The 17213-nt window shown below is 71.6% G+C and carries 17 protein-coding genes; 9 read left to right on the top strand and 8 right to left on the bottom strand.

Going from position 1 to position 17213, the window contains the following annotated elements; translation table 11 throughout:
* Nucleotides 1-86: 86 nt before the first annotated feature.
* The 4 genes from nhaA (at nt 87) to AB0E88_RS24295 (ending at nt 3472) form a co-directional block, all read left to right on the top strand.
* On the top strand, nt 87-1598 hold the full coding sequence (nhaA, locus tag AB0E88_RS24280; protein ID WP_361633985.1) for a Na+/H+ antiporter NhaA: 1512 nt from the start codon (nt 87-89) through the stop codon (nt 1596-1598).
* A 90-nt stretch (nt 1599-1688) separates the two neighbouring features.
* The gene (locus AB0E88_RS24285; RefSeq protein WP_361633988.1) at nt 1689-2204 is read left to right on the top strand and encodes a phage holin family protein; all 516 of its coding nucleotides are present in this window, start codon (nt 1689-1691) and stop codon (nt 2202-2204) included.
* Nucleotides 2201-3160 (top strand): alpha/beta hydrolase, encoded by a 960-nt coding sequence (locus tag AB0E88_RS24290; protein ID WP_361633991.1) that lies wholly within the window; start codon nt 2201-2203, stop codon nt 3158-3160. The genes AB0E88_RS24285 and AB0E88_RS24290 overlap by 4 nt, the downstream gene beginning before the upstream one ends.
* A gap of 126 nt (nt 3161-3286) precedes the next feature.
* Nucleotides 3287-3472 (top strand): hypothetical protein, encoded by a 186-nt coding sequence (locus tag AB0E88_RS24295; RefSeq protein WP_361633993.1) that lies wholly within the window; start codon nt 3287-3289, stop codon nt 3470-3472.
* A 43-nt stretch (nt 3473-3515) separates the two neighbouring features.
* Here the strand turns inward: AB0E88_RS24295 and AB0E88_RS24300 are convergent, their stop codons facing one another.
* From AB0E88_RS24300 to nth, 3 genes are all read right to left on the bottom strand, one after another.
* Nucleotides 3516-4715: a MarP family serine protease gene (locus AB0E88_RS24300; protein ID WP_361633996.1), complete on the bottom strand. Its 1200-nt coding sequence runs from the start codon at nt 4713-4715 to the stop codon at nt 3516-3518.
* 93 nt (nt 4716-4808) lie between these two features.
* On the bottom strand, nt 4809-5504 hold the full coding sequence (locus AB0E88_RS24305; RefSeq protein ID WP_361633999.1) for a CoA pyrophosphatase: 696 nt from the start codon (nt 5502-5504) through the stop codon (nt 4809-4811).
* Nucleotides 5505-5718: 214 nt separating this feature from the next.
* The gene (gene nth / locus AB0E88_RS24310) at nt 5719-6729 is read right to left on the bottom strand and encodes an endonuclease III (RefSeq protein ID WP_361634191.1); all 1011 of its coding nucleotides are present in this window, start codon (nt 6727-6729) and stop codon (nt 5719-5721) included.
* A 534-nt stretch (nt 6730-7263) separates the two neighbouring features.
* Here nth and AB0E88_RS24315 point away from each other — a divergent pair.
* Together AB0E88_RS24315 and AB0E88_RS24320 are read left to right on the top strand one after the other, a co-directional pair.
* The gene (locus AB0E88_RS24315; protein ID WP_103781265.1) at nt 7264-7938 is read left to right on the top strand and encodes a Crp/Fnr family transcriptional regulator; all 675 of its coding nucleotides are present in this window, start codon (nt 7264-7266) and stop codon (nt 7936-7938) included.
* A gap of 63 nt (nt 7939-8001) precedes the next feature.
* Complete coding sequence (locus AB0E88_RS24320) at nt 8002-8814, top strand: nucleotidyltransferase (RefSeq protein WP_361634003.1); 813 nt, start codon at nt 8002-8004, stop codon at nt 8812-8814.
* A 28-nt stretch (nt 8815-8842) separates the two neighbouring features.
* Here AB0E88_RS24320 and AB0E88_RS24325 read toward each other — a convergent pair whose 3' ends face one another.
* The 4 genes from AB0E88_RS24325 to AB0E88_RS24340 are packed head-to-tail and all read right to left on the bottom strand — an operon-like array spanning nt 8843 to nt 11233.
* A complete protein-coding gene (locus AB0E88_RS24325) occupies nt 8843-9673 on the bottom strand; it encodes an MBL fold metallo-hydrolase (protein WP_361634006.1) in 831 nt (276 codons plus the stop codon).
* 2 nt (nt 9674-9675) lie between these two features.
* Nucleotides 9676-10551, bottom strand: coding sequence for an NUDIX hydrolase (locus tag AB0E88_RS24330; RefSeq protein ID WP_361634009.1), 876 nt, complete (start codon nt 10549-10551; stop codon nt 9676-9678).
* Between the two features lie 56 nt (nt 10552-10607).
* Entirely contained in the window at nt 10608-11072 is a 465-nt protein-coding gene (locus AB0E88_RS24335; protein WP_361634012.1) for a RidA family protein, read from the bottom strand.
* Nucleotides 11069-11233, bottom strand: coding sequence for a DUF4177 domain-containing protein (locus tag AB0E88_RS24340; RefSeq protein ID WP_136744038.1), 165 nt, complete (start codon nt 11231-11233; stop codon nt 11069-11071). Before AB0E88_RS24340 ends, AB0E88_RS24335 begins: the two co-directional genes overlap by 4 nt.
* Before the next feature lie 153 nt (nt 11234-11386).
* Between AB0E88_RS24340 and AB0E88_RS24345 the strand changes: the two genes are divergently transcribed.
* A complete protein-coding gene (locus AB0E88_RS24345; protein WP_361634015.1) occupies nt 11387-12364 on the top strand; it encodes an ArsA-related P-loop ATPase in 978 nt (325 codons plus the stop codon).
* The gene (locus AB0E88_RS24350; protein ID WP_361634018.1) at nt 12361-13842 is read left to right on the top strand and encodes an ArsA family ATPase; all 1482 of its coding nucleotides are present in this window, start codon (nt 12361-12363) and stop codon (nt 13840-13842) included. Before AB0E88_RS24345 ends, AB0E88_RS24350 begins: the two co-directional genes overlap by 4 nt.
* A 269-nt stretch (nt 13843-14111) precedes the next feature.
* Here AB0E88_RS24350 and wblA read toward each other — a convergent pair whose 3' ends face one another.
* The gene (gene wblA, locus AB0E88_RS24355; RefSeq protein ID WP_361634194.1) at nt 14112-14441 is read right to left on the bottom strand and encodes a transcriptional regulator WblA; all 330 of its coding nucleotides are present in this window, start codon (nt 14439-14441) and stop codon (nt 14112-14114) included.
* A 418-nt stretch (nt 14442-14859) separates the two neighbouring features.
* Between wblA and AB0E88_RS24360 the strand changes: the two genes are divergently transcribed.
* Entirely contained in the window at nt 14860-17106 is a 2247-nt protein-coding gene (locus AB0E88_RS24360; RefSeq protein ID WP_361634021.1) for a transglycosylase domain-containing protein, read from the top strand.
* The last annotated feature ends 107 nt before the right edge of the window (nt 17107-17213 follow it).

Here is a 17213-nt window from a genome sequence, read left to right on the forward strand (position 1 = left end):
CTGCGATCCCCATCAGGATCACCAAGGTGCGCCGGGAAGTCTGGTCGGCATGCGTTCCGCCCTGCCCACCGACCGGAGGTCCCACCGTGACGCCCCGCCCCACCACCGCCCGCAAGGTCCTCGGCCGGCTGTCGCTGCCGGAGCGGACCTTCGTCGCGGACGCGCTGCGCACCGAGACCGTCGGCGGAGTACTGCTGCTCCTCGCCGCGATCGCCGCGCTGGTCTGGGCGAACGTCCCGGCTCTGCGGGACAGCTACCACAGCGTCAGTGACTTCCACTTCGGCCCGTCGGCGCTGGGGCTGCACCTGTCCGTGGCCCACTGGGCCGCCGACGGGCTGCTGGCGGTCTTCTTCTTCGTCGCCGGGATCGAGCTCAAGCGCGAGCTGGTCGCCGGCGATCTGCGCGACCCGAAAGCCGCCGCGCTGCCCGTCGTCGCGGCCCTGTGCGGCATGGCCGTGCCCGCGCTCGTCTATGTGATCAGCAACCTCACCGGCGGCGGCTCGCTCGGCGGCTGGGCGGTGCCGACCGCCACCGACATCGCGTTCGCGCTGGCCGTGCTCGCCGTCATCGGCACCGCCCTGCCGAGCGCGCTGCGGGCCTTCCTGCTCACCCTCGCCGTCGTCGACGACCTCTTCGCGATCCTGATCATCGCGATCTTCTTCACCGACCGGATCGACTTCGCCGCGCTCGGCGGCGCGGTCCTCGGTCTCGCCCTCTTCTGGCTGCTGCTGCGGCGGGGCGTGCGCGGCTGGTACGTGTACGTGCCGCTCGCGGTGGTGATCTGGGGGCTGATGTACAACAGCGGCGTCCACGCGACCATCGCCGGCGTCGCCATGGGCCTGATGCTGCGCTGCACCCGCCGTGACGGCGAGCGCCACTCCCCCGGCGAGCACATCGAGCACCGGGTGCGGCCGCTGTCGGCGGGGCTCGCGGTTCCGCTCTTCGCCCTGTTCAGCGCCGGGGTGTCACTCACCCCGCAGGCGCTCGGTGACGTCTTCACCAAGCCGGAGACGCTCGGCGTCGTGCTCGGCCTGGTCGTCGGCAAGACGATCGGCATCTTCGGCGGTACCTGGCTGACCGCCCGGTTCACCCGGGCCTCCCTCAGCGAGGACCTCGCCTGGGCGGACGTCTTCGCGGTGGCGTCGCTCGCCGGGATCGGTTTCACGGTCTCGCTGCTGATCGGGGAGCTGGCCTTCGAGAACGACGCGCTCCTCACGGACGAGGTGAAGGCCGCCGTACTGACCGGTTCGGTGATCGCGGCGATCGCCGCGACGGTGCTGCTGAAGATCCGCAACGCCAGGTACCGGCGGCTGGTCGAGGTGGAGGAGCGCGACGACGATCTCGACGGCATCCCGGACATCTACGAGGAGGACGACCCCGAGTACCACCTGCGCATGGCCGCCCTCTACGAGCGCAAGGCCGCGGAACACCGCCGGACCGCCGAGCAGAAGGCCGCCGAGCGGCACGCCGCCGGGCAGGAGGCCGATGAGGACGCGCCCGCCGGGGGCCGCCGTACCGCCGGCGGGGAGAGTGTCGCGCGGCGCGCGGTAGGCGAAGTGGCGGGCGGGGAAGGCGAGGAGGACGACCGTCCGGCATGATCTGACGGGACGGTACAAAAGACGGGGTCCGAGGCAGTCCGCGGACATGGCAGGCGGATACGGACCCGAACGCGAGAGAGGGAGACCGCGATGAGCGCACCCGACGGCAGCCCGGTCGGCGCCGAACGCAGCATCGGCCAGCTGTTCGCCTCCGCGACGACCGAGATGTCGGCGCTGGTGCACGACGAGATCGCGCTGGCGAAGGCGCAGCTCAAGCAGGACGTCAAGAAGGGCGCGGTGAGCGGCGGCGCGTTCAGCGTGGCCGGCGCGGTGCTGGTGTTCTCGCTGCCGATGCTGAACTTCGCCCTCGCCTACGGCATCCACGCCTGGACCGGCGGCCACAACGGCCAGGGCGGCTGGAACCTCGGCTGGTGCTTCCTGCTGTCCTTCGCCGCGAACGTCCTGATCGCGGGTCTGCTCGCGCTGATCGGTGTCGTCTTCGCGAAGAAGGCGAAGAAGAGCAAGGGCCCGCAGAAGGTCGCCGCGTCCATGAAGGAGACGGCGGGCGTGCTGCAGAACGCCAAGCCGCACCCGCGCCCCGAGGTGCTGGCGCTGGAGGAGCGCAAGCCCGAGGCCATCGAGGCTGTGGCACGCTCGTCCTCATGACGGACCCCGCCACCCCCTCGGCCCAGCCGCAGCCGGCCGCCTCGGACGTACGCATCGACATCCCCGGCGGCAGACGAGTGAAGCACCGGGACGTCGCCGCCAACGGCGCGCGTTTCCACATCGCGGAACTCGGCGACGGCCCGCTGGTCATGCTGGTGCACGGCTTTCCGCAGTTCTGGTGGACCTGGCGGCACCAGCTGACCGCGCTGGCCGACGCCGGGTACCGGGCCGTCGCGATGGACCTGCGAGGCGTCGGCGGCAGCGACCGCACCCCGCGTGGCTACGACCCGGCCAACCTCGCCCTCGACATCACCGGCGTGATCCGCTCCCTGGGCGAGCCGGACGCCGCGCTCGTGGGCCACGACCTGGGCGGGTACCTCGCCTGGACGGCGGCCGTGATGCGCCCGAAGCTGGTCCGCCGGCTCGTGGTCGCCTCCATGCCGCATCCGCGGCGCTGGCGCTCGGCCATGCTCGGCGACGCCCGGCAGTCCCGGGCCGGCTCGCACATCTGGGGCTTCCAGCGGCCGTGGATCCCCGAGCGGCAGCTCACCGCCGACGGCGGCGCCCTGGTCGGGCGGCTGATCCGGGACTGGTCCGGGCCGCGCCTGCCGGAGGACGACGCGGTGGAGACGTACCAGCGCGCGATGTGCATCCCCTCTACCGCGCACTGCTCGGTGGAGCCCTACCGCTGGCTCGTGCGCTCGCTGGGCCGCCCGGACGGCGTCCAGTTCTACCGGCGGATGAAGCGGCCCGTGCGCGTGCCGACGCTGCATCTGCACGGCTCGCTCGACCCGGTGATGCGCACCCGCAGCGCGGCCGGTTCCGGCGAGTACGTCGAAGCTCCGTACCGCTGGCGTCTGTTCGACGGACTCGGACACTTCCCGCATGAGGAGGATCCGGTCGCATTCTCCACCGAACTGGTCAACTGGCTGAAGGACCCCGAACCCGATCGGTGACGGAGTGATCGCGCCCGGTATCCGGTGCCGAACTCCTGTGCTTCGAACGGCCACTTGCCGCCCGCATAGGCCAATTGAGGCGCCCTGAGGCGGTTATCGACCTTGGGACAGGGCACACGTCCGGGTATGGGCTGGACGCACGACTACAGTGACGTAGCACGCAACCGCCGCTCGGGCGGCACCCTGAGCTCCCACCAAAGGGGCGGCAGCACCCCGCAGCTGACGGGGAACGACCCCCGGGTGGGGATTCCGCGCATCCTGCGCCGCCGCGCCCGCTGGGTGACCATGCGACTGCGTCACACGCGCGGCTGACCCGGCCCGGCCGGGCCACGGCGTCCCACCGCGCGCATGCCGCTCAGAGTGCGCAACTGTCACTGTCGACCTGCTGGTTCGCCTGACGCCCCTTGGCGATGTCGTCCTTGATCTCGTCCACGCTGAGGGCGTAACCGGTCTCGGCGTCGTCCAGCGACTTCGCGAAGACCACGCCGTAGACCCGGCCCTCGGGCGTGAGCAGCGGGCCTCCGGAGTTGCCCTGGCGGACGGTCGCGTACAGCGAGTAGACGTCACGGCTGACCGTGCCGCGGTGGTAGATGTCCGGACCGTTGGCCGTGATCCGCCCGCGCACCCGGGCGGCGCGCACGTCGTAGGAGCCGTTCTCCGGGAAGCCGGCGACGATCGCGCCGTTCCCGCTGGCGGCGTCCTGCGCGGAGAACCGCAGCGCGGGCGCGTCCAGGTCCGGCACATCGAGTACGGCGATGTCGCGCCGCCAGTCGTACAGGACGACCGTGGCGTCGTACTTGCGGCCCTCGCCGCCTATCTGCACGGTGGGTTCGTCGACGCCTCCCACCACGTGCGCGTTGGTCATCACGCGGCGCTCACCGAAGACGAAGCCGGTGCCCTCCAGGACCTTGCCGCAGCCCGGCGCGGTCCCCATCACCTTGACGATGGACTTCCGGGCGCGCACCGCGACGGGGCTCCTCGCGAGCGCCGGGTCGGGCGGCTGGACCTCCTTGATGGGCTCGTTGGAGAACGGGCTGAAGACCTGCGGGAAGCCGTTCTGCGCGAGGACCGAGGTGAAGTCCTTGAACCAGGTGTCGGCCTGCGCGGGCATCGCCTCCGACACGCCCAGCAGCACCTTGGAGCCCCGCACCTCCCGCCCCAGCGTGGGCAGCGTGGTCTGCGCGAGGGCCGAGCCGATCAGCCACGCCACCAGCAGCATCGCCACCACGTTGACCAGCGCGCCGCCGGTGGCGTCCAGGGCGCGGGCCGGGGACCAGGTGATGTAGCGGCGCAGCTTGTTGCCCAGGTGGGTGGTCAGGGCCTGCCCGATCGAGGCGCAGACGATCACCACGACGATCGCGACGACCGCCGCGGTGGTGCTGACCTCGGCGTGGTCGGTCACCGCGGCCCAGATGACCGGCAGCGTGTACACGGCGACGAGACCGCCGCCCAGGAAGCCGATCACCGACAGGATGCCGACGACGAAGCCCTGGCGGTAGCCGACGACCGCGAACCAGACGGCCGCGACCAGCAACAGGATGTCCAGCACGTTCACCGCTTCGCGCCTCGCCTCATCAATTCGCGCTCACCACAGGCCGGCCGGGGGTCCTGGGGTGCCCCGGGAAACACAGCCACGTCCAACACCCTGTCATGCGCGCCAGTCGAGCGGGACCTCGCGGTCGCGGTCCCAGGGGAGCTCCCAGCCGGAGTAGTGCAGCAGACGGTCGATCACCCCGGCCGTGAAGCCCCACACCAGCGCTGATTCGACCAGGAATGCCGGACCTCTGTGACCGCTGGGGTGGACGGTGGTGGCACGGTTCCCGGGATCCGTGAGATCCGCCACGGGCACCGTGAAGACCCGCGCGGTCTCCGCCGGGTCGACCACGCCGACCGGGCTCGGCTCGCGCCACCAGCCCAGCACCGGCGTCACCACGAACGAGCTGACCGGGATGTACAGCTTCGGCAGCACGCCGAAGAGCTGCACTCCGCGCGGGTCCAGGCCGGTCTCCTCCTCGGCCTCCCGCAGCGCGGCCCGCAGCGGGCCGTCCCCGGCGGGATCGCCGTCCTCGGGATCCAGGGCGCCGCCCGGGAAGGACGGCTGACCGGCATGCGACCTCAGCGACCCGGCGCGCTCCATCAGCAGCAGCTCGGGGCCCCGCTCGCCCTCGCCGAACAGGATCAGCACGGCCGACTGGCGCCCCGCGCCGTCCTCGGGCGGCAGGAAGCGGCTGAGCTGCACCGGCTTGACCGTCTCGGCCGCTCGCACCACCGGGTCCAGCCACTGCGGCAGCCCGTCCTTGCTCAGCGTCACCGGGCCGCCCTGTGTGTTGCTCGCACGCGTCATCGCCACCCCCGTCGTCCTGCCCAGTCCAACGTCCGGCGACACCGAGATCGTTCCGTCCGACACCGAGATCGTTCCGTCCGGCAGCGAGATCGTTGTGTCCGGGGCCGAGATCGTTGTGTCCGGGGCCGGGATCGTTCTGTCCGGCGCCGGGATCGTGCCGTCCGGCACGGAGATCGTTCCGTCCGGCGCCGGGACTCGTCCGTCATCCGGGGCCTCAGCTCCCGGCCCCCAGCGGCGGGGCCGGCTTGCCTCCCGCGTCGAGATAGGCCTGCGGCGGGTTGAGCCGCTGGCCGGGGAAGCCGCCCTTCTCGTACTTCAGCAGCTTCTTCGCCTTCTCCTCGTCGGTCTCCCCCTCGCCGTACGCCGGGCACAGCGGCGCGATGGGGCAGGCACCGCAGGCGGGCTTGCGGGCGTGGCAGATGCGGCGGCCGTGCCAGATCACGTGGTGCGACAGGTCCGTCCACTCGCTCTTGGGGAAGAGCGCGCCGATCGCGGCCTCGATCTTGTCCGGGTCGGTCTCCTCCGTCCACTTCCAGCGGCGCACGAGCCGCTGGAAGTGCGTGTCCACGGTGATGCCGGGCCGGCCGAACGCGTTCCCGAGGACGACGAACGCGGTCTTGCGGCCGACGCCGGGCAGCTTGACGAGATCCTCGAGCCTGCCGGGCACCTCGCCGCCGAAGTCCTCCGCGAGCGCCTTCGACAGCCCTATCACCGACCTGGTCTTGGCCCGGAAGAAGCCGCAGGGGCGCAGGATCTCCTCGACCTCCTCGGGGTTGGCCGCGGCGAGGTCCTCGGGGGTGGGGTACTTGGCGAACAGGGTCGGGGTCGTCTGATTGACCCTCAGGTCGGTGGTCTGGGCGGACAGCACGGTCGCGACCAGCAGCTGGAAGGGGTTGGTGAAGTCCAGTTCGGGGTGGGCGTAGGGGTAGACGTCCGCGAGCTCGCGGTTGATGCGGCGAGCGCGGCGGACGAGCGCGGTACGGGACTCGCCCGACGGCGTCGTCTCCGTGATCGTCTGCGCCGGCGGGACGCCCTTGACGGCTGCGGTGGCCTTCTTGGGGGCGACGATCGCCTTCTTCAGGGCGGGAGCCTTCTTGACGGCGGAAGCCTTCTTCGCGGCGGCCTTCTTGACGCCGGGCTTCTTCGCGGCAGGAGCCTTCTTCGCCGCCGACGCCTTCTTCGCGGGGCCCGCCTTCTCGGCGGCAGCCGCCTTCTTCGCGGACACCGCCGTCTTGGCGGATGCCGTCTTCTTGGCGGATGCCGTCTTCTTCGCAGGCGTCTTCTTCGCCGTCGACGCCTCCGCGGTCGGCCCCTTCGCCGTCGGCCCCTTCGCCGCCGTCGACCCCTTCGCCGCCGTCGGAGTCTTCGCCGCCTTCTCTCCCGCTGCCGTCTTCCTCACGCCCTTCCCGTCACTCTTCTCCCGCACCGCCCCAGATGTAGCGTTTGTCGCATTTACAGCATCGCCCGAGACGTGTTCGCCCACAGCGGAATCGCGACGTACAACCACCCGCCCAGCCCCCTTGGCCCGTGCTCTCACCGGCGATTTGGACACTCGGCCAGCCTAGAGCCCGGCACCGACATCCGCCCCGGACCGCGAAGATCGGCGTCCAATTGGCCCCCTGCCGCGTACCCCGGGACAGGTGTACGGCATCCTTGTGACAGATCACACTGTTTGGACCGTCCGGCAAAATGGGCACCACGGACCCCTGGTACACCGGGGGAACAAGATCCCCTGAGCAGGTCGAATAGGAGAGAACTCGTGGACGACGTTCTGCGGCGCAACCCGCTCTTCGCGGCGCTCGACGACGAGCAGGCCGCGGAGCTCCGCGCCTCCATGACGGAGGTGACCCTCGCACGCGGCGACTCCCTGTTCCACGAGGGTGACCCCGGAGACCGGCTGTATGTCGTCACCGAGGGCAAGGTGAAGCTGCACCGCACGTCCCCCGACGGGCGCGAGAACATGCTCGCGGTGGTCGGCCCCGGCGAGCTGATCGGTGAGCTGTCCCTGTTCGACCCGGGCCCCCGTACGGCCACGGCGACCGCGCTGACCGAGGTCAAGCTGCTGGGCCTGGGCCACGGGGACCTTCAGCCCTGGCTGAACGCCCGCCCCGAGGTGGCCTCCGCGCTGCTGCGCGCCGTCGCCCGCCGCCTGCGCAAGACCAACGACGCCATGTCGGACCTGGTCTTCTCCGACGTGCCCGGCCGTGTCGCGCGTGCCCTGCTGGACCTGTCCCGCCGCTTCGGCGTGCAGTCGGAGGAGGGCATCCACGTCGTCCACGACCTCACGCAGGAGGAGCTGGCCCAGCTCGTCGGCGCGTCCCGCGAGACGGTGAACAAGGCGCTCGCCGACTTCGCCCAGCGTGGGTGGCTGCGCCTGGAGGCGCGCGCGGTGATCCTGCTCGACGTGGAGCGTCTCGCGAAGCGTTCGCGCTGACGCCGGGCGCGGACCGGCGGAAAACCGGCTGCTCGCGCGCCTGCCGGCGGGCAGAGTGCGTCCATGGCCGACATCGCCGTGCGTCCCGGACTGGATGCCCAGGGCTTCCTCACGCGTGAGGGAGCCCTCACGCGCGTGCAGCCCCCCTTCCGCCCGGTCGTGGCCGCCGCCCGGGAACGGCTACCGGCGCTGTTCGGGGCACGGCTGCACAGCGCGTACGTCTACGGGTCGATCCCGCGCGGCACCGCACGCGTGGGCCGCAGCGACCTCGACCTGCTCCTGGCCCTGCGGGACGAGCCGACCGACGCCGACCGCGACGCCGTACGGGACCTCGGTGAGGTGCTCGACGAGCGGTTCCCGCAGATCGACGGCGTCGGCACGCTGCTGTTCGGCCGGGAGCGGCTGCTGAGCGCGGCCGAGCGCCACGACCTCGGCTGGTTCGTCGCCTGCCTGTGCACGCCGCTGTACGGCGACGACCTCGCGGCCCGCCTGCCGCGTTACCGGCCCGACTCACGGCTCGCCCGCGAGACCAACGGTGACCTCGCGGCCCTGCTGCCGGGCTGGCGGGAGCGCATCGCCTGCGCCGGCGAGGCCGAGCGCCTGCGGTGCGTGCGCTTCATGTCCCGCCACCTGGTCCGCACGGCGTTCACGCTGGTCATGCCGCGCTGGCAGGGATGGACGAGCGACCTGCACGCCATGGCCGAGGCGTTCGCGGGCTACTACCCCGAGCGCGCCGAGCAGCTGCGCACGGCCGCCCGGTACGGCTACGACCCCGTGGCCGATCCGGACGTCCTGCGGGCGTACGTCGACGACCTCGGCCCCTGGCTCGCGCGGGAGTACACGCGCGTGCACGGCACGAAGGGCACACGCGCGTAGGTCCTCACCGCCTGAGGAGCGGGCCGTCCTAGATCAGCCCGTGCTCGCTGAGGTAGTCCAGCTGGGCCCGCACCGACAGCTCCGCCGCCGGCCACAGCGAGCGGTCCACGTCGGCGTACACGTGGGCGACGACCTGCTCGGGCGTGCGGTAGCCGTCCTCGACGGCCGTCTCGACCTGGGCGAGGCGGTGGGCGCGGTGGGCGAGGTAGAACTCGACGGCGCCCTGGGCGTCCTCCAGGACGGGCCCGTGGCCGGGCAGGACCGTGTGCACGCCGTCGTCGACGGTCAGCGAGCGCAGCCGGCGCAGCGAGTCCAGGTAGTCGCCCAGGCGTCCGTCGGGGTGCGCGACCATCGTCGTACCGCGGCCGAGGATCGTGTCGCCGGTGAGGACCGCCCGGTCGGCCGGGAGGTGGAAGCACAGGGAGTCCGCGGTGTGGCCGGGCGTGGGGACGACGCGCAGCTCCAGTCCGCCGACGCTGATCACGTTCCCGGCGGCCAGCCCCTCGTCGCCGAGCCGCAGCGCCGGGTCGAGGGCCCGCACGCGCGTGCCGGTGATCTCGGCGAAGCGGGCGGCACCCTCGGCGTGGTCCGGGTGGCCGTGGGTGAGCAGGGTGAGGGCGATACGTTTGCCGGCCTGCTCGGCGGTGTCGACCACCGCCTTCAGGTGGCCCTCGTGCAGGGGGCCGGGGTCGATCACGACGGCCAGCTCGGAGTCCGGCTCGGAGACGATCCAGGTGTTGGTGCCGTCCAGGGTCATCGCGGAGGCGTTGGGCGCGAGGACGTTGACCGCGCGCGGTGTCGCCGGGCCGGTGCGGACCACGTCGCGCGGCTGGCCGGGAAGGGTGCTGGCGTCGGTCATGCTCAGGCTCCACCGGTCGGAAGCGTCGGGACGTGCTTGGTGAACTCGTCGTGGCCCGGCCAGGTCAGCACGACCTCGCCGTCCTCCAGCCGGGCCTCGGCCAGCACGGGCGTCAGGTCACGGCCGGGCGCGGCGGCCAGTGCCTCGGCGGCACTCGCGTACGGCGCGAGCTGACGCAGGGTCGCGATGGTGGGCGGCATCATCAGCAGCTCGCCCTTGTCGTACGAGGCCGCCGCGTCGGCCGGGCGGATCCACACCGTGCGGTCGGCCTCCGTGGAGGCGTTGCGGGTGCGCTGGCCCGCGGGCAGGGCGGCGACGAAGAAGAACGTGTCGTAGCGGCGGGGTTCGAACGCGGGGGTGATCCAGCGGGTCCAGGCACCCAGCAGGTCGGACCGCAGGACCAGGCCGCGGCGGTCGAGGAACTCGGCGAAGGACAGGTCGCGGGCGACCAGGGCGGCGCGGTCGGCCTCCCAGTCCTCGCCGGTGGTGTCGCCGACGACCGACTCGGGCGTGGGGCCGGCCAGCAGCACGCCGGCCTCCTCGTAGGTCTCGCGCACGGCGGCGCAGACGATCGCCTGGGCCGCCGACTCGTCGTCCACTCCGAGCCGCTCGGCCCACCACGCGCGCGTGGGGCCCGCCCAGCGGACCAGGGTGTCGTCGTCGCGCGGGTCGACGCCGCCGCCGGGATAGGCGTACGCGCCCCCGGCGAAGGCCATGGAGGCGCGTCTGCGCAGCATGTGGACGGCCGGCCCGCCGTCGGCGTCCCTCAGCAGCATGACGGTCGCCGCGCGCTTGGGCGCGACCGGAGTGAGGGTGCCGTCCGCGAGCGCGCGGATGCGGTCCGGCCAGTCTGGGGGAAACCACTGCCCATTCGCCATGGCCGGAGGCTATCCCGTGGTGAGCGAATGTTCGAGAGGTGATCCGGAGCGGTGGCTCAGGGGGCCAGCTCGACCTGGATCTCGACCTCGACCGGGGCGTCCAGCGGCAGCACCGCCACGCCGACCGCGCTGCGCGCGTGCACGCCCTTGTCGCCGAGGACCTCGCCGAGCAGCTCGCTCGCGCCGTTGACCACACCGGGCTGGCCGGTGAAGTCGGACGCCGAGGCGACGAAGCCGACGACCTTCACCACGCGCGCGATGCGGTCCAGGTCGCCCGCGACCGACTTCACGGCGGCCAGGGCGTTGAGGGCGCACGTACGGGCCAGGTCCTTGGCCTCCTCGGCGGTGACCTCGGCGCCGACCTTGCCGGTGACGGGCAGCTTGCCCTCGACCAGGGGCAGCTGACCCGCGGTGTACACGTACGGCCCGGACTGCACGGCCGGCTGGTAGGCGGCGAGCGGCGCCGCGACCTCCGGCAGCGTCAGCCCCAGCTCGGCGAGCCTCTCCTCGACGGCGCTCATGCCTGCTTCTCCCGCTTCAGGTAGGCCACCAGCTGCTCGGGGTTGTTCGGGCCGGGCACGACCTGCACGAGCTCCCAGCCGTCCTCGCCCCAGGTGTCCAGGATCTGCTTCGTGGCGTGGACGAGCAGCGGCACGGTGGCGTATTCCCACTTCTTGGTCATGGGGGGACTGTAGCCGCTGCACCGGGCGGCCCCTCCGACCTGCCCCCGGGACGCCTCCCGACCCCGGTTTTCCACAGGCCGGCCCGTCCTTCGCCACCCCGTTGTCCACAGCCTGCGGGTTGACGCGGACGCGGACTGGTTACGCTCGAAGACGTGAGCAGGCTCCAGGTCGTCAGCGGCAAGGGCGGGACCGGAAAGACGACGGTCGCCGCGGCCCTCGCGCTGGCCCTCGCGACGGAGGGGAAGCGGACGCTTCTCGTCGAGGTCGAGGGCCGGCAGGGCATCGCGCAGCTCTTCGAAACGGAGGCGTTGCCGTATGAGGAACGCAAGATCGCCGTAGCCCCCGGGGGCGGGGAGGTGTTCGCCCTCGCCATCGACCCCGAACTGGCGCTGCTGGACTACCTCCAGATGTTCTACAAGCTCGGCAGCGCCGGCCGCGCCCTGAAGAAGCTCGGCGCGATCGACTTCGCGACCACCATCGCGCCCGGCCTCAGGGACGTGCTCCTGACCGGCAAGGCGTGCGAGGCGGTGCGCCGCAAGGACCGGTCGGGCCGGTTCGTCTACGACTACGTCGTGATGGACGCGCCGCCCACCGGCCGCATCACCCGGTTCCTGAACGTCAACGACGAGGTCGCCGGGCTCGCGAAGATCGGCCCGATACACAATCAGGCGCAGGCCGTGATGCGGGTGCTGAAATCGGCGGAGACGGCCGTGCACCTGGTCACGCTGCTGGAGGAGATGCCGGTCCAGGAGACCGCGGACGGCATCGCCGAGCTGCGGTCGGCGCGGCTGCCGGTGGGCCGGATCATCGTGAACATGGTGCGGCCCGGGCTGCTGGACGGGGCCGAGCTGGACCTCGTACGGACCACGCCGCGCGCGGCCCTCGCGCAGTCGCTGTCCGCGGCCGGCCTCGGCGGGGCGCGCCGCGGCGGGCACGCCGAGCGGCTGGTGGACCCACTGCTGGAGCAGGCCGAGGAGTACGCCGAACGGCACGCGCTGGAGCAGGAGCAGCGGGCCGTGCTCGGTGAGCTGGGCCTGCCGCTGCACGAACTGCCGCTGCTCGCCGAGGGCATGGACCTGGCGGGCCTGTACGAACTCGCCACCGAACTGCGGAAGCAGGGGATCGCATGAGCCCGGACCCGGCCCACGCCCCGGCGGGGACCCGCGCCTCGGACGGGGCCCGCGCCTTTGAGGAGGCCCACGCCTCGGACGATGCCGCCGCCTCGGACGGGGCCCGCGCGGCGGAGGGAGCCCGCGGGCTCTCCCCCGCGCGCGTGCTCGACGTCGACCCGATCCTCGACGACCCGAAGACGCGCATCGTGGTGTGCTGCGGCTCCGGCGGTGTTGGGAAGACGACGACCGCTGCCGCGCTCGGCCTGCGCGCCGCCGAGCGCGGCCGCAAGGTGGTCGTGCTCACCATCGACCCGGCCAAGCGGCTCGCGCAGTCGATGGGCATCGACTCGCTCGACAACGTCCCGCGCCGGGTCAAGGGCATCGAGGAGGGCGCCGGCGGCGAGCTGCACGCGATGATGCTCGACATGAAGCGCACCTTCGACGAGATCGTCGAGGCGCACGCGGACGGCGAGCGGGCCGCCACGATCTTGAACAACCCCTTCTACCAGTCGCTCTCCGCGGGCTTCGCCGGCACGCAGGAGTACATGGCGATGGAGAAGCTGGGCCAGCTGCGGGCCCGGAACGAGTGGGACCTGATCGTGGTCGACACCCCGCCGTCCCGCTCGGCGCTGGACTTCCTGGACGCGCCCAAGCGGCTGGGCTCGTTCCTGGACGGCCGGCTGATCCGGCTGCTGACGGCGCCGGCGAAGCTGGGCGGCCGGGCCGGGATGAAGTTCCTCAACGTCGGTATGTCGATGATGACCGGCACGCTCGGCAAGCTGCTCGGCGGTCAGCTGCTCAAGGACGTCCAGACGTTCGTGGCGGCCATGGACACGACCTTCGGCGGGTTCCGCACGCGCGCGGACGCGACGTACAAGCTGCTGCAGGCGCCCGGGACGGCGTTCCTGGTGGTCGCGGCCCCGGAGCGGGACGCGTTGCGCGAGGCCGCGTACTTCGTGCAGCGGCTGGCGGCGGAGAAGATGCCGCTCGCCGGGCTGGTGCTCAACCGTGTCCACGGCAGCGGCGCCGCCCAGCTGTCCGCCGAGCGGGCGCTAGCCGCCGCGGAAAATCTTGAGGAAGTCCGCATTGTGGATCAGGGGGCCGGGAAAGCTGGACTTCGTAACTCTCCCGACACGTACGGAAGTTCAGCATCGACAAGCGCCGAAGTCCCCGAGAACTCCGAAAACCCCGAGAACTCCGACGGCACCGCGCACGCCGAGGCCACCGAGAACCCTGACGGCACCGAGGACGAGGCTCCCCCGCCCGCCGAGGACGGCACCCGGAACGTCGATCAGCTCACCGCGGGGCTGCTGCGGCTGCACGCGGAGCGGATGCAGCTGCTCTCCCGCGAGCAGCGCACACGCGACCGCTTCACCGCGCTGCACCCCGAGGTGGCGGTGACCGAAGTGGCCGCACTGCCCGGCGATGTGCACGACCTCGCGGGACTGCGGGACATCGGTACGAAGCTCGCGACCAACCGGCCGGAGCTGCCCTGACGCGACAACCGAGCCGAAGCCGCCCTACGCGACAACCGAGCCGAAGCCGCCCTACGCGACAACCAGCCGGAGCTGCCCTGACGCCACGACCAGCCGGAGCCGCTGGGACCGGCGATCAGCCCGAGCCGGCGTGACGCGGCGCGGCAACCGGCCGGAACCGCCGCAGCGCGACCAACGGCCGCACGCCGGCGTACCGGCGCGTCGTCAGCGCGGACGGCGAGAACATGCTCACCGCCGGCCGAGGACGCCGTGCCCTGTGCGCGGACCCGTCAGCTCACCGCCGCGTACACCTGCTCGTCGTCGAGCGGAAGGATGCCCGCGCCGCGCTCGTACTCCGTGCGCGCGGTCTCCAGCAGCCGACGCCAGGAGGTGACGGTCGGTCGTCGGCGCAGCAGAGCGCGGCGCTCCCGTTCCGTCATGCCTCCCCACACGCCGAACTCGACGCGGTTGTCGAGCGCGTCGGCCAGACATTCGGTGCGTACCGGGCATCCGGTGCACACCGCCTTGGCCCTGTTCTGCGCTGCTCCCTGAACGAACAGTTCATCCGGATCGGTAGTGCGGCAGGCCGCCTGCGCACTCCAGTCGGTTACCCAGCCCATACCGGCGCCGTCCTCTCCCGAATCGAGGCTCCCCCACGGCGGCAGCGGCATATTCACCGCCGCCAGTTGAGGACGTTACGGAAGGTGGGCACAGCGCAACACCCCCAGCGGGCCCAATCTTGAATGGCCCGAACGGACTATGGGGAAGCGGCAGATCACCCGGGCGAGTGAGCCGACGACAAACGCGACTCTCCCGGCGAAGCGGGACAGTTCCGGCTCGCCACAACGGACGCCGTGTGACACACAAGGCGGATTCGGACACGCCGTCACCGCAGAAAACATCTGCGAGCAGCAAGCCTCCGGAACGATTCGGGGTCGCCGGACGTATTGATACATGGCCCCACTGCTGTGACAGTTGAGAGCAGCTTAGGCCAAGGCATATACGCGTGTCCGGCGAATGAGAACGTAGGCTGCCCTCATGCCAAAGAAGCGCTCGGGCGGTGGTCTGTCGCCCACGCAGCAGGCCGCCAAGTTCCTCGGAGTCAGTGTGCTCGCGGGAGCGGTGCTGGCCGGTATCGCGCTGCCCGCGGTCGGCGTGCTGGGCCTGGCCGCCAAGGGATCGGTGGAGAGCTTCGACACGCTCCCGGTCAGCCTGAAGACCCCGCCGCTGAGCCAGCGCACCGCCATCCTCGACGCCGACGGCGGCCAGATCGCCACGGTCTACTCCCGTGACCGCACGGTGGTGGCCCTGAAGGACATCTCGCCGTACATGCAGAAGTCGATCGTCGCGATCGAGGACTCGCGCTTCTACCAGCACGGCGCGATCGACCTGAAGGGCGTGCTGCGCGCGCTGAACAAGAACGCGCAGAGCGGCGGCGTGGCCCAGGGCGCGTCCACGCTCACCCAGCAGTACGTGAAGAACGTCTTCGTGGAGGAGGCCGGCGACGACCCGACGAAGGTCGCCGAGGCCACCCAGCAGACCCTCGGCCGCAAGATCAAGGAACTGAAGTTCGCGATCCAGGTCGAGGAGGAGCTGGGCAAGAAGAAGATCCTCGAGAACTACCTGAACATCACGTTCTTCGGTGAGCAGGCCTACGGCGTCGAGGCGGCGTCCCAGCGGTACTTCTCCAAGTCCGCCAAGGACCTCAACCTCCAGGAGTCGGCCCTGCTGGCCGGCATCGTCCAGTCCCCGAGCCGCTACGACCCGGTGAACGACGAGGCGGAGGCCACCAAGCGGCGCAACATCGTGCTGCAGCGGATGGCCGAGGTCGGCGACGTCTCCCAGGCCGAGGCGGACCGCGCCAAGGCGGCCCCGCTCGGCCTGAAGGTCAGCAAGCCCAAGAACGGCTGCATCACGGCGGTCAAGGGCTCCGGCTTCTTCTGCGACTACGTCCGCGAGGTCTTCCTGACCGACCCGGCCTTCGGCAAGACGCGCACGGAGCGGGCGAAGGTCTGGAACCAGGGCGGCCTGACCATCCGCACCACCCTCGACCCGCAGGCCCAGGAGTCGCTGCAGGACTCGGTGCGCCGGCACGTGAACAAGAGCGACGACGTGGCGACCGCCGCGACCGTCGTCCAGCCCGGCACCGGCAAGATCCTCGCGATGGGCCAGTCGCGGCCGTACGGCTTCGGCAAGAACGAGACGCAGATCAACCTCTCGGTCAACCAGAGGATGGGCGGCGGGGCCGGCTACCAGTCCGGTTCGACGTTCAAGCCGATCGTGGCGGCCGCGGCGCTGGAGGGCGGCATGCCCGCGACGAAGTCGTACCCCTCGCCGTACTCGATGGAGTACCCGCACCCGGTGGCGGCCTGCGACGGCAGGAAGTGGGACGAGAAGGGCGCCAAGCTCACCAACGAGAACGAGTCGGAGTCCGGCCCGTACTCGATGAAGGAGGCGACGGCGAAGTCCGTCAACACCTACTTCGTCCAGATGATCAGCGAGATCGGCATCTGCCCGGTGACCGAGATGGCGCAGAAGATGGGCGTCCAGCGGGCCGACGGCAGGAAGATCGACCAGGCACCGTCGATCGCGCTGGGCACCCAGGAGGTGTCCCCGCTGACCATGGCGAACGCCTACGCGACCTTCGCCTCGCGCGGGATGTACTGCACGCCGGTCGCGATCGAGTCGATCACGCAGCGGGTCGGCGACCAGACGAAGTCCCTGCCCGTGCCGAAGTCCACCTGCTCGCGCGCGATGTCCGAGAAGACCGCCGACACGGTCAACACGCTGCTGCGCGGCGTCGTCGAGGACGGCACCGGCAAGCAGGCGGGCCTGGGCGGCAGCCGGCCGAGCGCCGGCAAGACCGGTACGACGGACGAGCGGTACGCGGCCTGGTTCGTGGGCTACACGCCGAACATGGCGGGCGCGGTGTGGGTCGGCGACCCGGCGCACAAGCGCAGGATGCAGCAGATCTCCATCGGCGGCGTCTGGCACGACAAGGTCTACGGCGGTGAGGTCCCGGGCCCCATCTGGAAGGACATGATGTCCGGGGCGCTGCAGGGCAGGCCCGCCCCCGACTTCACGCTGGTCAACATCCCGGGCGGCGACAAGCCCGCGGACAAGGGCGACGGCAACGGCCGTGACGACGGCAACAACGGCGGCGGCCAGGGCAACGGCGGCAACGACGGCCTCCCGTTCCCGCTGCCGTCCTTCACCCTCCCGGACGGCTTGTTCCAGGGCCAGGGCAACGGCGGCAACAACGGCCGCGGCCACGGGCACGGGTGACACCTGCCTCCCGCCGCAGGCGGTGATACGACGGCGGGGCGCCCCTTGCGCAAGGGGCGCCCCCCGGCGGAGATGGTTGTTGAGGCCGCGAGGGGGTTCTTAGACCC

This window comes from Streptomyces sp. NPDC028635, assembly GCF_040637635.1.
GTDB lineage: Bacteria > Actinomycetota > Actinomycetes > Streptomycetales > Streptomycetaceae > Streptomyces.

Excerpts from the sequence above, each read along its gene's own strand:
- AB0E88_RS24285 (WP_361633988.1), top strand. The coding sequence starts at position 1,689 with ATGAGCGCACCCGACGGCAGCCCGGTCGGCGCCGAACGCAGCATCGGC.
- AB0E88_RS24290 (WP_361633991.1), top strand. The coding sequence starts at position 2,201 with ATGACGGACCCCGCCACCCCCTCGGCCCAGCCGCAGCCGGCCGCCTCG.
- AB0E88_RS24295 (WP_361633993.1), top strand. The coding sequence starts at position 3,287 with ATGGGCTGGACGCACGACTACAGTGACGTAGCACGCAACCGCCGCTCG.
- AB0E88_RS24305 (WP_361633999.1), bottom strand. The coding sequence starts at position 5,504 with ATGACGCGTGCGAGCAACACACAGGGCGGCCCGGTGACGCTGAGCAAG.
- AB0E88_RS24320 (WP_361634003.1), top strand. The coding sequence starts at position 8,002 with ATGGCCGACATCGCCGTGCGTCCCGGACTGGATGCCCAGGGCTTCCTC.
- AB0E88_RS24325 (WP_361634006.1), bottom strand. The coding sequence starts at position 9,673 with ATGACCGACGCCAGCACCCTTCCCGGCCAGCCGCGCGACGTGGTCCGC.
- AB0E88_RS24330 (WP_361634009.1), bottom strand. The coding sequence starts at position 10,551 with ATGGCGAATGGGCAGTGGTTTCCCCCAGACTGGCCGGACCGCATCCGC.
- AB0E88_RS24335 (WP_361634012.1), bottom strand. The coding sequence starts at position 11,072 with ATGAGCGCCGTCGAGGAGAGGCTCGCCGAGCTGGGGCTGACGCTGCCG.
- AB0E88_RS24340 (WP_136744038.1), bottom strand. The coding sequence starts at position 11,233 with ATGACCAAGAAGTGGGAATACGCCACCGTGCCGCTGCTCGTCCACGCC.
- AB0E88_RS24350 (WP_361634018.1), top strand. The coding sequence starts at position 12,361 with ATGAGCCCGGACCCGGCCCACGCCCCGGCGGGGACCCGCGCCTCGGAC.
- wblA (WP_361634194.1), bottom strand. The coding sequence starts at position 14,441 with ATGGGCTGGGTAACCGACTGGAGTGCGCAGGCGGCCTGCCGCACTACC.
- AB0E88_RS24360 (WP_361634021.1), top strand. The coding sequence starts at position 14,860 with ATGCCAAAGAAGCGCTCGGGCGGTGGTCTGTCGCCCACGCAGCAGGCC.